Raw genomic sequence first — 14505 nt, forward strand, 5'->3', positions numbered from 1 at the left:
TCCTCCTATCTAATACTTGATTGAACTAACTTTACAACTTCTGATACAAACCCTCCTATTATAGGCAAGTTAAGCATAACAAGCCTTTGAAGTGAATATAGCACTATTGCACCAAGTATAGTAAAACCTATCGCAATCCCAAAACCTCTTGAAATCCCTCCAAGGAAGTTTAATATAATTATCCTTGTAGGATTTTGCATGAGATCTACATAGTTTCCAATTTTAGCCCTTTCAAGTTGCATACCTATATTTCTAATAAGTTCTTCATATTTTTCTATATCTTTTTTATCCTCAAAGCCTTTATCCACAGTATTGCCTCCTTTTATTTTATTTTACCTATATAGTTAATAAATTATTATGATTTTACTAAAAGAGCCCATATACTGCTTAGTTGATTTTTAGTATTCATTTAATAAGCAGTATATGAGCCTTATTTGTATTAATCAAACAATTTTAATTGTATTAAATTCATTTAAACAATTATAGATAAAATCATATTTTAAATTGTCTATAATAATTGCATTTCCTATTTTACTAGGTAATACAAACTTTACTTCATTAGATGTTTTTTTCTTGTCATTTTTAACATATTCTAAAATATTTTCCACATCCATAGTACACTTTACAGGAAGACCAAAAAAGCTAAGTATAGATATTAGCTTATAATATATTTTTTCATCAATAAGATTTAGTTTCAAAGCTATATAGGATTCTATTGCCATTCCTACGGATATAGCTTCGCCATGGGTAAACTTAAAATTAGAGGCACTTTCAATTCCATGACCTATAGTATGACCAAAATTTAATATAAGTCTTTTATCTTTATCGAACTCATCTTCTTCTACTATATTGCCTTTTATTTTCACACATTCTGAAACTATATGAATTAGTTTATCAGATTCTCTTTCTAATATAGCTTTTTTATTTATTTCTATATAATTAAAAAAATCTTTGTTACATATAAAGCCGTATTTTATAACTTCTGCTAAACCATTAATATATTCCCTTTCACTTAAAGTCTTTATAAAGTTAACATCAATATATACAAAAGAAGGCTGATAAATACACCCTATAATATTTTTTATATTTTTAAAGTTATATCCATTTTTCCCTCCAATACTGCTATCACATTGAGCTACAAGAGTTGTTGGAATATGGACTATTTTCAATCCTCTCATAAAAGTAGAAGCTACAAAACCTGCTAGATCTCCGACAACTCCACCTCCAATAGCTATAACAGCTGTTTTTCTATTTACGTTCTTCTTTATCATTTCTTCATATATTTGTGAAATTACATCATAAGTCTTACTCTCTTCTCCTGGCTCTATTATATATATTCCTACAGCTTTATCTTTAAGCAGATCAATATACCTTCTATGAAGGTTATAAATATTTTCATCAGTTACTATAAAGCAGCTTTTTATTTTATGTATTTCCAGCTGGAATATAAGATTTTGGTGGCTTGATGTTATAATTGCACTATATTCTTTAGATGTTTTTATTTTTATCTCCTTCATAGAAAAAACTCCTTTTATAGAATTTACTATCCATATTATAGCAAAGTAAATTATTTTTAACACATTAAAGTTAATTATTTATCAAAACATATTAAAATATGAATTTAAGCATAAAAAAAGTCAGAGACTGCTACTTTAATAAAAATTCATATAGTTTTTTCCAAGATTAGAAATCAAAACTATAAATAAAGCCAGCCTAAGGCTGGCTTTATTTATATATTTGCTGCACATTTTGCACAGATTGTCGGATGTTCTGGGTTTTGTCCCACAGTTTCACTATATGTCCAACATCTTTCACACTTTTGTCCTGGAGCTTGGGATACAAATACTGCAAGATCTTTATTCTGTTCTGATAAATAAGTACCTTCTGGAAGATTATTCACTCCTTTATGAAGTTCTACCTTAGAAACTATAAACACAGTTTCTAAATAGTTTCCAACTTCCTTAAGGAATTCGTAGGTTTCACCTTCTGCATAAATATCTACCTTTGCATTTAATGAATGGCCTATAACCTTATTTGCTCTTGCTATTTCAAGAGCTTTTGAAACTTCTGTTCTAATGTCCAGTATATTATCCCATCTGTTTTCAAGCTCTTTATCTACATATTTTTCTAAAACTTCAGGCCAATCAGATAAAAACACGCTTTCATATTTATCCTTGCTATCATGTGGCATTGAGCTCCATATTTCCTCTGCTGTAAAGGAAAGTATTGGTGAAATCATCTTAACAAGAGCTTTGAGTATTGTATACATTACAGTTTGCGCTGCTCTTCTTTCTTTTGAATCAGCTTTAAATGTATAAAGTCTATCCTTAATTATATCGAGATAGAAATTACTCATATCAACTACACAGAAGTTGTGTATAGCATGATACATAATGTGGAACTCATATCTGTCATAAGCCTCTGTTACTTCTTTTATAAGATGTTGCAATTTAAGTAGAGCCCATTTATCAAGTTCATTCATTTCCAGATAATCTATCATATCTGTATCAGGATTAAAATCATATAGATTTCCCATTATATACCTTGCAGTATTCCTTATCTTCCTATAAACTTCAGATAACTGCTTTAGTATATCCTTTGATATTCTAACATCGTTTTTATAATCTGCTGATGATACCCAAAGCCTTAAAATATCAGCACCGAATTCATTTATAACATCCATTGGATCAATCCCGTTTCCAAGGGATTTTGACATCTTCTTTCCTTCTCCATCAACAACCATACCATGGGTTATAACTATTTTATAAGGTGCTTTACCTCTTGTTGCAACAGCTGTAAGCAGTGACGACTGGAACCAACCTCTATATTGATCGTTCCCTTCAAGATACATGTCTGAAGGCCAATCAAGTTCCTCTCTTGTATCTAATACTCCTGCGTGGCTTGATCCAGAATCAAACCATACGTCCATAATATCTGTTTCCTTTGTAAACTCGCTGCATCCACATTCGCATTTTGTTCCTTCAGGTAAAAGTTCCTCAGCTGAAAGCTCATACCATGCATCAGAGCCTTTTTCACTGAATATTTCAGCCACCCTGCTTATTGTTTGCTTTGTAATAAGCTCTTTTCCACAATCTTTGCAGTAGAATATAGGAATCGGAACACCCCAAATTCTCTGTCTTGATATACACCAGTCAGCTCTTTCAGCAACCATATTAGAAATTCTTTCTTCACCCCATGCTGGTAGCCATTCTACTTCCTTTATTGCATTAATAGCCTCATCCTTAAAGTCTTCAACAGATGCAAACCACTGTTCAGTAGCTCTAAACAGTATAGGATTTTTACATCTCCAGCAGTGTGGATAGGAGTGAGTTATCTTTTCATCAGCAAGAAGTGCCCCTTCATTTTTTAAATCTTCAAAAATTACCTTATTACCCTCTTTATATGTCAATCCTTCGTATTTTCCAGCTTCCTTTGTAAATCTTCCTCTTCCATCTACAGGATTTAAAACTTCAAGGTTGTATTTTTGTCCTATTATAAAGTCTTCTTCACCATGACCTGGAGCTGTGTGTACACATCCAGTACCAGACTCTAAGGTTACATGCTCTCCAACTATTATAACTGAATCCCTATCATATAAAGGATGCTTTGCAACCTGTCCTTCAAGCTCACTTCCTTTAAATGATGCTATTATCTCTTCCCCTTCGAGTTTTGCAACCTTTTTTAAGTTATCAAGAAGTTCTTTTGCAACTATATATACTTCATTATCAAATTTAGCAAGAACATATTCAAAGTCAGGACCAAGACATATTGCAAGGTTTGCTGGTATAGTCCAAGTTGTAGTAGTCCAGATAACATAATAAATATTATTTAAATCAACATTAAGATTTTTAAATAATCCTTTATCATCTTTAACTCTGAATTTAACATATATTGAATTTGAGGTTTCATCGGCATATTCAATTTCAGCTTCTGCAAGGGCAGTTTCGCAGGATGGGCACCAGTAAACAGGTTTTAATCCCTTATATATATACCCCTTCTCTGCCATCTTCCCAAATACTTCTATTTGTTTTGCTTCAAACTTTGGCTCAAGAGTAAGGTAAGGGTTATCCCAATCTCCTGTTACACCAAGCCTTTTGAATTGTTCCTTTTGCTTTGCAACCTGATCAAGAGCATATTCTTTACATATCTTTCTGAACTTTAAAGGTCCAACCTCATGGGCTTTAATTCCAAGCTTTTTAATTGCTTGAAGCTCGATAGGAAGACCGTGTGTATCCCATCCGGGAACATAAGGTGTATAATAGCCTCTTATTGCTTTGTATTTATTGATTATATCTTTTAAAACCTTATTTAATGTATGACCAAGATGTATATCACCATTTGCATAAGGAGGTCCGTCATGCAAAATAAAGGATTTTTGACCTTTATTCTTCTCTAACGTTTTTTCATATATCTTATTTTCCTCCCAAAATTTTAAGATTCCTGGTTCTTTTTGTGGCAGATTTGCCCTCATTGCAAAATCAGTTTTTGGTAGATTTAGCGTTTTACTGTAGTCCATTATATTTATCCCTCCTGAGTAAATTGTTACAAAAATAAAAAAACAGACTCCTCCCTGGGGCGAGAAGTCTGTCGCGGTACCACCCATATTTATAACTCAATTAGATAACGGCAATAAATGTGCCGGCACAGCTTACTAAAAATTCAGCCTGCAACTTAGGGGCGATTTTCAACATATATATAGCCTACAGGCTTTCACCTAACCCTGCTCTCTTTAAGGCATCAAGATGTTTACTCTTCCCCGTCATAGTTTTTCAACATTATGCAATAATATACTACAAATAAATAAATATGTCAATATGTACTATCTTTTTGCAAGTAAATCAACTTCTGATTTTTCTAAAGTTTCAAGCTGAGCCTCAAGTAATGCTTTAAATCTTGATTTAAACATATTATATTCCTGTTTTAAAATCTCATATTCCTTATTTATTTGAAGTACATTCTGCTGAGCTTTGTTTATAATATCTGTTGCCTGTTCCTGAGCATTTTTTATTATAAGCTCTGATTCCTTTTTTGCAGCTTCCTTTGCCTGATCTGCAGCTCCTTGGGCTAAAATCAAAGTACTTTGAAGAGTTGTCTCTATATTTGAATACTGTTCAATTTTTTCATTAAGCGCAGCTATCTTTTCTTTTTGTGTCATACATTCTTTATATAGCTTTTCATAATCTTCTAATATCTGGTCCAAAAAATCATCGACCTCATCTATATCATAGCCTCTAAATACCTTTTTAAACTCCTTGTTGCTTATTTCATTAGGTGTAATAGTCATGGCTTTAACCTCCTATACAAACTTTTTTATGATTAAAGTTATTCTATCCTTTTTAGTTGTTCCTGTTATTTTATCTATTAAAAATCTTCCATAACCTTTAACCGATATTAAATCCCCTTCTTTAACTTTTTTCGAAGCATCATCACATATTAAATAATTTAACTTCACACTTCCATTTTTGATAAAAATAGAAGATTTTTCCCTTGATAAGTTAATAGCTCCTGAAACTATTGCATCAAGCCTCATAGAGGCTACATTCACAGCTTTTTCGCTAAACTGCTGCACTCTTTCTCTTGCATCTTCGTAATCTATCTTTTTAATCTTTACACCTGTATGCCTTATCTTGTTTAGATTTATAACTATATAATCACTTATGTCCTTGAGAACATAGATTTCAGCACCATCTTCATATAAATTTATATCCCCTATTTTTTCCCTTTTTATTCCAAGAGAAAGTATAGCTCCCAAAAAATCCCTATGTGTCAGATTTTCAAACTTAAAATTGCAGCTTATTTTTATAACATCAACAGGATTATAATCTATATCTTCATAACAGCTTATAACTCCAACAGCCCTTTCAAAATCACCTTTTCCTCCAATAAAAGAAACATGCAGTCCTTCCTCATTACATAGCTGCTTTAAAAACTCCTGACTATCTGGAAATAAAAAATCTGTATAAATATCCTTAAAACTTTTCTTTGCTCTTTTTACCTTATCTAAAAGTTCCATATAAATCTGTTTATTCTCCGAAGTATTAGCAATGTACTTTTCTATATCCATATCTTCACCTTAACTTAATATATTGTAAGCAAAATATTTATAATAAGTTTTTTTAATATATCGAGTAGGAAAATTGCTATAGCTGGTGAAAAATCTATTGGCAGGTTTGGAATTATAGATTTTTGAATCCTATAACATGGATCTAATATAGGATTTACAATAGACCTAATAAGTCTAATAAATTCATTACTTCTTAGAGGAGCCATAAAGGATAAAATAACATCAATTATAATCAATATTTCTATAACGTTAATTAATTTACTTATAGCAGATATTAATATATACTGCAATTTTACTCCTCCTATCTATCATTTAAAGAAAAAAAGCTATTCTTATTTATCTCATTTTTAAATTCATTAGAAACTTCAACATTTTCAGGTGCAAATATGTATATTGATTTAGCTATCTGTTCAAAGGAGCCATTTAAAGCATAACAAGCCCCAACAATGTAATCTATCATCCTCTGCGCCTTTTTAGATTCAATATCCTGCATATTAATAACAACAGTTCTTCTTGATTTAACTGCATCTATTATTTCCATTATATCTTGAAATTCAATAGGTTTTTTCAAAAGTATTTTTGGTAGTATGTTGTTGTTTTTTATGCTAACTATTTTATTCTTTTTAGAATTTACCATATATAAATCTTCTTCTATATTTTCATCATCCTCAATTTCCTTATCCTCTTGCTCTTCTTCATAATCAGTAAGACCAATAGCCCCCATCATCTTATTTAGTGGCTTTAAAAAATTACCTGACATAATCATCCCTCCTAATATTTTCTTTCACCAAAAATTCCAGTACCTATTCTAACTATATTGGCTCCTTCTTCAATTGCTATTTCAAAATCTCCTGTCATTCCCATTGAAAGATATTTAATGTCTATATTATCACCTTTTATCATCTTTAATCCTTCAAATAATTCTTTCATCCTCTTAAAATAATTCCTTGTTACATCATCATTATCGGTCTTTGGAGGTATAGTCATTATACCCGAGATTAAAATATTTTTATAGCCTTTAAGCTTTTCAATAAAAGTCCCAAGCTCTTCTTCATATATTCCTGACTTTGATTCTTCCTTTCCTATATTTATTTGAATGAGAACCGGCATTACTATATCTTTCTTTTCTGACCTTTTGTTTATTTCTTCTGCAAGTTCTATACTATCTAAGGAATGTATCATTTCAACTTTATCAATTATATATTTAACTTTATTTCTTTGAAGATGACCAATCAAATGCCATTTTACATCTTTAACATAATCATACTTTGCTAATATCTCTTGAACCTTGTTCTCCCCAAAGGTTTTAATTCCTAAATCCCTTGCTTTTATGATATCATCTACGCTTTGAGTTTTACTTACTGCAAGTAGTAGTATATCTTTAGGATTTCTTCCAACCTTTTTTGCTGCTTTCTCTATTCTATCTTTAATTGAATTTATGTTATCAGCCATGCCCATACTATCACCTCTTATCATGCTTAAAATAAAACTTAGACTCATTTACTAGTAAAAAAACTATTATTATAATTCTTCATTTATTTTTAATATCCTCTATGTTTTTATTATATTTTATACCAATATTATACTAAAAAAAGGATAATATATCAATTATATAGGAAAGCAAAGGAGATTTGAGGACTTTAAAGGAAAGAAGATTCCTTTAAGTTTAATCATGATTAATCAAATTTTGAAAAATTTTATACTGATTTATCAAATTTGTACTATTATTAGTTTTATGATAATATATAATCACAAAGATAATAATTATTGTTTTAGTTTGTTAGGAGGTTTTAAAATGTTGTCCGATAATGGGGTATCCCACAAACGGATATTCCACAAAAATGATGAATCTTTTACCTAGAGCCGACATCACAGATGCAACCAAACCAAATATTGAGAAAGGGGAGGATATTATGGATATCGGCAATATTAAAATGGTAAAAGAGAATTTGATTGAAATAAAAGAAGTTAACAATAAAGAAAAAAAGCAGGTTGAAACAAAACACGGTTGCATAAAAATGAATGACTATTTCTCATTCTAACAACAAAGCCCCGAAAATTCGGGGCTTTGTTATTTTATAGTATAATGCAAATCATTCCTCCATTGCCTTCATTTATAATTTTTTGTATGGTCTTTTGTAGTTTTTCCTGTACATCCTCTGGCATCTTGAATAATTTATTTTGTAATCCTTCTTTTACAAGTTCCTCAAGGGTTCTGCCAAACATGTTAGATTGCCATATCTTTTGCGGTTCATTTTCAAATTCTTCTAGCATAGCCTTAACAAGCTCCTCTCCCTGTTTGTCAGTTCCTAAAATTGGTGATACCTCTGTTTGTACATCTGCCCTTATAATATGAAGCGATGGAGCACTTGCTTTAAGTTTTAAGCCATACCTGTTACCTTGTTTTATTACTTCTGGCTCCTCAAGCCTTAGTTCATCTATTTGAGGAGGTACAAGCCCATAGCCTGTTTCCCTTACGTCTTTTAAGGCCTCCGAAATCCTATCATATTCTCTTTTTGCTACAGTTAAATCTTTCATTAAACTCAAAAGTTCATATTCTCCTTCTATATTATAACCTGATATCTCGCCTAAAACTCTAAAGAAAAGTCCATCTTTAACCTTCATAGTTACATTTGCTCTTCCATCACCTAAATTAATTTCATCAAGTTTTACATCTCCAACAAACTCATACTGTTTATATCCATTTACAGCAGGTTTTATATCCCTTAATTTTTCAAGGGAGTTAACTGAATTTCTTATTGCAACTATAAAATTCTTTTTGAGCCAATGCTCATTTGCAAGGGACTCAACCCATGACGGAAGTTTTATTCCTATTTCTCTTATTGGGAACTCATAAAGTACCTTCTCAAGTATATTGTGTATATCCTCTATTTTCATGTTAAGTGCATCAACAATATAAACTGGTATACCATATTTTTCTTCCATACTTTTTCTAATAGTTATTGTTTCCGGATTATATGGATGTACAGAGTTTAATAGTATTATGAAAGGCTTATTAATCTGCTTTAACTCATTTATTACCTTCTCCTCAGGCTCTAAATAATTTTCCCTTGGTATATCTGTTATTGAACCATCAGTTGTAACAACAAGACCTATTGTTGAATGTTCATTTATCACTTTTCTCGTACCAATCTCTGCAGCTTCAATAAAAGGTATCTCCTCTTCAAACCAAGGAGTTTTAACCATCCTTGGCTGATCATTTTCAATATGCCCAGTAGCACCATTTACCATATACCCTACACAGTCTACCATTCTAACTCTCATCTTTGCCTTATCGTTAAGCTCAATTTCAACTGCTTCTTCATTTGGAATGAATTTTGGTTCAACAGTAGTAATAGTCCTTCCTGATCCACTTTGAGGCAGTGTATCCTTAGCCCTCTCCTTTTTATAATTATTACTTATATTCGGTATTACAAGTAATTCCATAAACCTTCTAATAAATGTAGATTTACCTGTCCTTACTGGTCCAACTACTCCTACGTATATATCTCCTTGGGTTCTTTCTGCTATATCACGGTATATATCAAATTCTTCCACAGCCCTACCTCCTATTTATATTTATCTTTTTTATATATATTGTCTGTCCATTTTTTTTAGAACAAAAAGTTTATTCAAATCACTTGCAGTTGATGTTTAATACTTCTGTAACAACAATTCCATTTTATACATATAGTAATTTTAGAGGTGATTTTTTTGTTAATTGCTGATTGTGTTTTTGAAGGTGGAGGAATAAAAGGAATTGGATTAGTAGGTGCTGTATGTTATTTGGAAGAAAAAGGCTACAAATGGAATAAACTTGCAGGTACGTCAGCCGGAGCAATAGTTGCTTCACTGTTATCAGCTAACTACTCAGGAAATGAAATTAAAAAAATGATATTTGATTTCGACTTTGAAAATATTTTTATCAAAGAAACTTCAGCTTTTCTTTCAGCTAAAAATCCCATAAATTTATTTATAGAAAAAGGCATCATATCAGGAAATTTAATAGAAAATTGGATAAGAAATATTCTTTTAAATAAAAGTATAAGTACATTTAAAGATGTATCTTTGAATGGTGAATCAAGGCTTAAAATAATAGCATCAGATATTACAAGACAAGAACTTTTAATTCTTCCTGATGACCTTATTAAATATAATATTGAACCGCTAAATTTTGAAATTGCAAAAGCCGTCAGAATGAGTATAAGCATTCCATTTTTATTTAAACCAGTTAAATTAAAATACAATAATACATTTAGCTATATAATTGATGGAGGCATTTTAAGCAACTATCCCGTATGGATTTTTGACGTTCAATCTAAGCCTCGTTGGCCAACCTTTGGTTTTAAGCTCATAGAACCTAATGTTTCAAAGACTTTCCTTGGAAAGACAGACTTTATTTCATACACTCTTGATATTATAAACACGCTTTTATCAAAAAATGAAGAAATCTATGTAAAGGAAAAGGATTGGGTTAGAACTATTCCTATACCTACACTTGGAATAAAAACAATAGAATTCAACTTATCTGAAAAAAAGAAAAAAGCTTTATTTGAATCTGGATATAACTCAGCTAAAAAATTTTTAGATTCCTGGAACTTTGAAAAATATGTATTAACTTATCGCAAATAAAAAGATCAGATTTTACTGATCTTTTTTTATTTCCTATTTTAATACCATTTGTGCTACTTCTTCAATTTCATGCTTTTTATCCCTTAACATAAGCTCAGACACTGCATACTTTGGGTTTTTGCCTTCAAATAATACTTTATAAAGTTCAGTTGTAATGGGCATCTCCACGCCAATTTTTTGAGAAAGCTCATAAGTAGACTTTGTTGTGTTTATACCTTCAACTACCATTTTAACTTCAGAGGTTGCTTCTTCAACAGTTTTCCCCTGACCAATTAATATACCTGCTCGCCTGTTTCTTGAATGCATACTTGTACAAGTAACTATAAGATCACCTATTCCTGAAAGCCCAGCAAAGGTTAAAGGCTGAGCTCCAAGAGCAACTCCAAGTCTAGCTATTTCCGCAATACCTCTTGTCATTAAAGCAGCCTTAGTATTATCTCCATATCCTAATCCATCAGATACACCTGCAGCAAGAGCAATAATATTCTTTACTGCTCCCCCTACTTCAACACCTATTATATCAGTATTAGTATATACTCTAAATTTTGGAGTTATAAAAACATCCTGTATGTACTCAGCCACCTGAATACTTTTTGATGATGATACAACAGTTGTCGGAATATCCTTTGAAACTTCCTCAGCATGGCTTGGGCCTGACAGGACAGCAACATTATTTTCTGGGAAATGCTCCTCAATAATCTCAGACATTCTTTTAAAGGTAGCATTTTCTATCCCCTTTGCAAGGCTTACAAATGTTTGATCTTTTTTTACCACTCCTTTTAAACTTATGCAAACTTGTCTTACAGCATGGGAGGGTACGGCCATAACTATTATTTCACATCCTTCAATACACTTTCCTATATCTTCAAATGCTTTTATATTTGTTGGCATCAAAACCCCTGGAAGATACCTTATGTTTTCCCTTGTTCTATTTATCTCTTCTAAAAGAGATATATTTCTATCCCATATTGAAATATCATAGCTTTTTTTTGAAAGGAGTACGGCTATTGCACTTCCCCAACTCCCTGCACCTAATATTGAAATTTTCATAAGCTCACCTCTAATCCTCTTTCTTGGCTTTGAATATTAGCCTAATCGGTGTCCCATCAAGTCCAAAGTGTTGTCTTAACTGATTTTCAAGATATCTCTCATAAGAAAAATGAACTATTTCAGAATCATTTACAAAGAAAACAAAAGTTGGTGGCTTCGTAGAAACCTGAGTTACATAGTATATTTTAAGTGCCTTACCTTTTTCTATTGGAGGCTGTTTCATCATAACCGCCTCACTTATAACCTCATTTAATACACCTGTCTTAATCCTTAAAGCATGTTGGCTTGCTACATACTTTATAAGCTCAATCATTTTAGGTATTTTAAGCCCTGTCTTTGCTGATATAAAAGAAATAGGAGCATAGGAAATAAAAGAAAGTTTGTTTCTTATAATCTTGGTAAATTCATTCATTGTTTTATCGTCTTTTTCAACAGCATCCCATTTATTTACAACTATTATAACTCCTTTTCCAGCTTCATGCGCAAGTCCTGCTATCTTCTCATCCTGCTCTGTAACTCCTTCAGTACCATCAATCATAACAAGACATACATCCGCCCTTTCAATAGCTGCAATTGCTCTTAGAACACTATATCTTTCAACTTCTTCCTTAACTTTACTCTTTCTTCTTATTCCTGCTGTATCTATAAACAAAAATCTATCTTCACCAATTTGTACCAAGCTATCTATTGCATCTCTTGTTGTCCCAGGAATGTCACTTACAATAGAGCGTTCCTCACCTGTTAATCTATTTAAAAGAGATGATTTTCCAGCATTAGGCTTACCTATTATTGCCACTTTAATCTCTGCCTCATCCTCTTCCCCGTCATCCTTATCCTTAAAATGTTTTATTATCTCATCTAGCATATCTCCAAGTCCTAGTCCTAAGGATGCAGATATTGTTACAGGATCTCCAATTCCAAGGCTGTAAAATTCAAAAGCATTAGCTTCAAGGCTTAAATTATCAACCTTATTTACTACAAGTACAACAGGCTTTTTAGTCTTCCTTAACATTGATGCAACTTCATTATCTGCAGGAGTTAATCCTTCCTTTCCATCTACCATAAAAACTATAACATCTGCCGTTTCTATTGCAATTTCTGCCTGCCTCCTCATCTGCTTTAAAATTATATCCTCACTTTCAGGTTCAATACCTCCTGTATCAATAAGCGTGAACTTATGTCCAAGCCATTCGCTTTCACAATAAATCCTATCCCTTGTAACTCCGGGTGTATCTTCAATAATTGCTATTCTTTTTCCTGCAAGTCTGTTAAATAATGTAGATTTACCTACGTTTGGTCTTCCAACTATTGCAACTATTGGTTTTGCCATTTTATCACCTCTTCTTCAATATTTTCAATCAAATCTTCTCCTGTATATTCACAAACAACTATTTTTACTTTAAGTTCTCTTTCAATATCTTCTATCTTTACATCGTCAAGGAATACATCCTCACCAGCTTTTAACATATTCTTAGATATTAACAGTATCTTTTCCTTTATAGTACCTTTTAACTGTGAAATTATATCCCTACCAGTTAAAAGACCAGAAACATTAATTTTTTCTCCAAAATAGTTATTTACAATAGGATATATTTTTATTTTAACATTTAACTTTTCTTCAACTTCGTTTAGTACTCCTTTTAAGAATTCATATATTAAAGTTCCTGTAACAATGGCAAATTCCATACCTTTACCATCAATATTACAAAATTTTAGTCCTGTCTTAACCGAGTTTTCAAAATATCTTGCCATTCCTATTCCATCTTCAAGTTGTGAAAAGTCATCATAATGCTCAAATTCTGGTAAATACTTTCCTGATATGAGATAAAACTCATCCGCAAGCCTTATAAAAGGTTCCCCAACTTCTTTGATAAAGTTTTCTTGAATTGGCTTAACCATATCGATAACTTTAGCTGCAAGAATTTTATCATAGCTTTTTAAATTACTGCTTTTATCTCTATATTTAGTAATCCCAACAGGAACTACAGCAACCTTTGAAATAGAAGGATAAAACTTAAAAAGATCATTAATAGTGTTAATAAGTTCCTGTCCGTCATTTATTCCAGGGCAAAGTACAATCTGACAGCTTATTTGTATTCCCCCTTCTGTAAGCATCTTAAGCTGCTCTAAAATTCTGCCCGCCTTTTTATTATTTAGCATTTTAACCCTAAGCTCTGGATTTGTTGTGTGAACCGACACATTAATTGGACTTATTCTATATTTTATTATCCTTTTTAAGTCATCATCTGTAAGGTTTGTTAAAGTAACAAAGTTACCTTGTAAAAATGAAAGCCTTGAATCATCATCCTTAACATAAAGGCTTTCCCTCATTCCCTTTGGGAGCTGGTCGATAAAGCAGAATATACATTTATTATGGCACCTTTTTGGGCTATCCATAGAAGGATCATAGACATCAAGTCCCATATCATCATAAAAATCCTTTTTAACACAAGCCTTGCAGATCTCTCCAGTTTTCTTTTTAAAATCTATATTTATTTTTTCATCACAAATTAAAAACTTATATTCTATAATATCTCCAATTTCATTGCCATTTATTGAAAGAAGTATATCCCCTTCTTCAATTCCAATCTTCTCACCTATACTTTTTTTTGCAACGTTTCTTACTTCAATACTCATCTATCTTCAACTCCATATTGAATTTCATATTGAATGATACCATTTTATAAAATAAATAGCAAGTTTTAATAAGGATTAATTTCTTTTGCACATATAATAAACAACCCATATACTGCTAAGTT

Annotated in this window: 14 protein-coding genes and 1 other annotated feature; of the genes, 2 read left to right on the forward strand and 12 right to left on the reverse strand. The window is 31.6% G+C overall.

Translation table 11 applies throughout. The features are described 5' to 3' along the window. Positions 1-5 precede the first annotated feature (5 nt). The 8 genes from FDN13_RS01950 to FDN13_RS01985 all read right to left on the reverse strand — a co-directional run bounded on the left by FDN13_RS01950 (position 6) and on the right by FDN13_RS01985 (position 7522). The gene (locus FDN13_RS01950; RefSeq protein ID WP_243120249.1) at positions 6-308 is read right to left on the reverse strand and encodes a DUF5665 domain-containing protein; all 303 of its coding nucleotides are present in this window, start codon (positions 306-308) and stop codon (positions 6-8) included. A 135-nt stretch (positions 309-443) separates the two neighbouring features. Then, positions 444-1517 carry a 3-dehydroquinate synthase gene (gene aroB, locus FDN13_RS01955; protein ID WP_138978635.1) on the reverse strand — a complete coding sequence of 358 codons (1074 nt, stop codon included), beginning with the start codon at positions 1515-1517 and terminating at the stop codon, positions 444-446. Between the two features lie 212 nt (positions 1518-1729). Next, positions 1730-4516 (reverse strand): isoleucine--tRNA ligase, encoded by a 2787-nt coding sequence (gene ileS / locus FDN13_RS01960; RefSeq protein WP_138978636.1) that lies wholly within the window; start codon positions 4514-4516, stop codon positions 1730-1732. A gap of 52 nt (positions 4517-4568) precedes the next feature. Continuing rightward, positions 4569-4772 (reverse strand) — a binding site (T-box leader). A gap of 47 nt (positions 4773-4819) precedes the next feature. Continuing rightward, complete coding sequence (locus FDN13_RS01965; RefSeq protein WP_138978637.1) at positions 4820-5284, reverse strand: DivIVA domain-containing protein; 465 nt, start codon at positions 5282-5284, stop codon at positions 4820-4822. 12 nt (positions 5285-5296) lie between these two features. Beyond that, on the reverse strand, positions 5297-6064 hold the full coding sequence (locus FDN13_RS01970; RefSeq protein WP_138978638.1) for an RNA-binding protein: 768 nt from the start codon (positions 6062-6064) through the stop codon (positions 5297-5299). 14 nt (positions 6065-6078) lie between these two features. Then, positions 6079-6354, reverse strand: coding sequence for a YggT family protein (locus FDN13_RS01975; RefSeq protein ID WP_168190036.1), 276 nt, complete (start codon positions 6352-6354; stop codon positions 6079-6081). 11 nt (positions 6355-6365) lie between these two features. Further along, positions 6366-6824, reverse strand: coding sequence for a cell division protein SepF (locus FDN13_RS01980; protein ID WP_168190037.1), 459 nt, complete (start codon positions 6822-6824; stop codon positions 6366-6368). Between the two features lie 11 nt (positions 6825-6835). Further along, positions 6836-7522 (reverse strand): YggS family pyridoxal phosphate-dependent enzyme, encoded by a 687-nt coding sequence (locus tag FDN13_RS01985; RefSeq protein WP_138978641.1) that lies wholly within the window; start codon positions 7520-7522, stop codon positions 6836-6838. Positions 7523-7977: 455 nt separating this feature from the next. Here FDN13_RS01985 and FDN13_RS14480 point away from each other — a divergent pair, with 455 nt between their 5' ends. Beyond that, entirely contained in the window at positions 7978-8106 is a 129-nt protein-coding gene (locus FDN13_RS14480) for a hypothetical protein (protein ID WP_256372269.1), read from the forward strand. A gap of 34 nt (positions 8107-8140) precedes the next feature. Here the strand turns inward: FDN13_RS14480 and spoIVA are convergent, their stop codons facing one another. Further along, entirely contained in the window at positions 8141-9622 is a 1482-nt protein-coding gene (spoIVA, locus tag FDN13_RS01990) for a stage IV sporulation protein A (RefSeq protein WP_138978642.1), read from the reverse strand. Between the two features lie 150 nt (positions 9623-9772). Here spoIVA and FDN13_RS01995 point away from each other — a divergent pair, with 150 nt between their 5' ends. Further along, positions 9773-10696, forward strand: coding sequence for a patatin-like phospholipase family protein (locus tag FDN13_RS01995; RefSeq protein ID WP_138981001.1), 924 nt, complete (start codon positions 9773-9775; stop codon positions 10694-10696). A gap of 33 nt (positions 10697-10729) precedes the next feature. Here FDN13_RS01995 and FDN13_RS02000 read toward each other — a convergent pair whose 3' ends face one another. The 3 genes from FDN13_RS02000 to FDN13_RS02010 are packed head-to-tail and all read right to left on the reverse strand — an operon-like array spanning position 10730 to position 14383. Next, on the reverse strand, positions 10730-11746 hold the full coding sequence (locus tag FDN13_RS02000; RefSeq protein WP_138978643.1) for an NAD(P)H-dependent glycerol-3-phosphate dehydrogenase: 1017 nt from the start codon (positions 11744-11746) through the stop codon (positions 10730-10732). 10 nt (positions 11747-11756) lie between these two features. Next, positions 11757-13076, reverse strand: coding sequence for a ribosome biogenesis GTPase Der (gene der, locus FDN13_RS02005; protein ID WP_138978644.1), 1320 nt, complete (start codon positions 13074-13076; stop codon positions 11757-11759). Next, positions 13061-14383 (reverse strand): DUF512 domain-containing protein, encoded by a 1323-nt coding sequence (locus tag FDN13_RS02010; RefSeq protein ID WP_138978645.1) that lies wholly within the window; start codon positions 14381-14383, stop codon positions 13061-13063. Before FDN13_RS02010 ends, der begins: the two co-directional genes overlap by 16 nt. Positions 14384-14505: the final 122 nt, after the last annotated feature.

It is taken from the genome of Caloramator sp. E03 (genome assembly GCF_006016075.1).
In the GTDB taxonomy this organism is placed as follows: domain Bacteria; phylum Bacillota; class Clostridia; order Clostridiales; family Caloramatoraceae; genus Caloramator_B.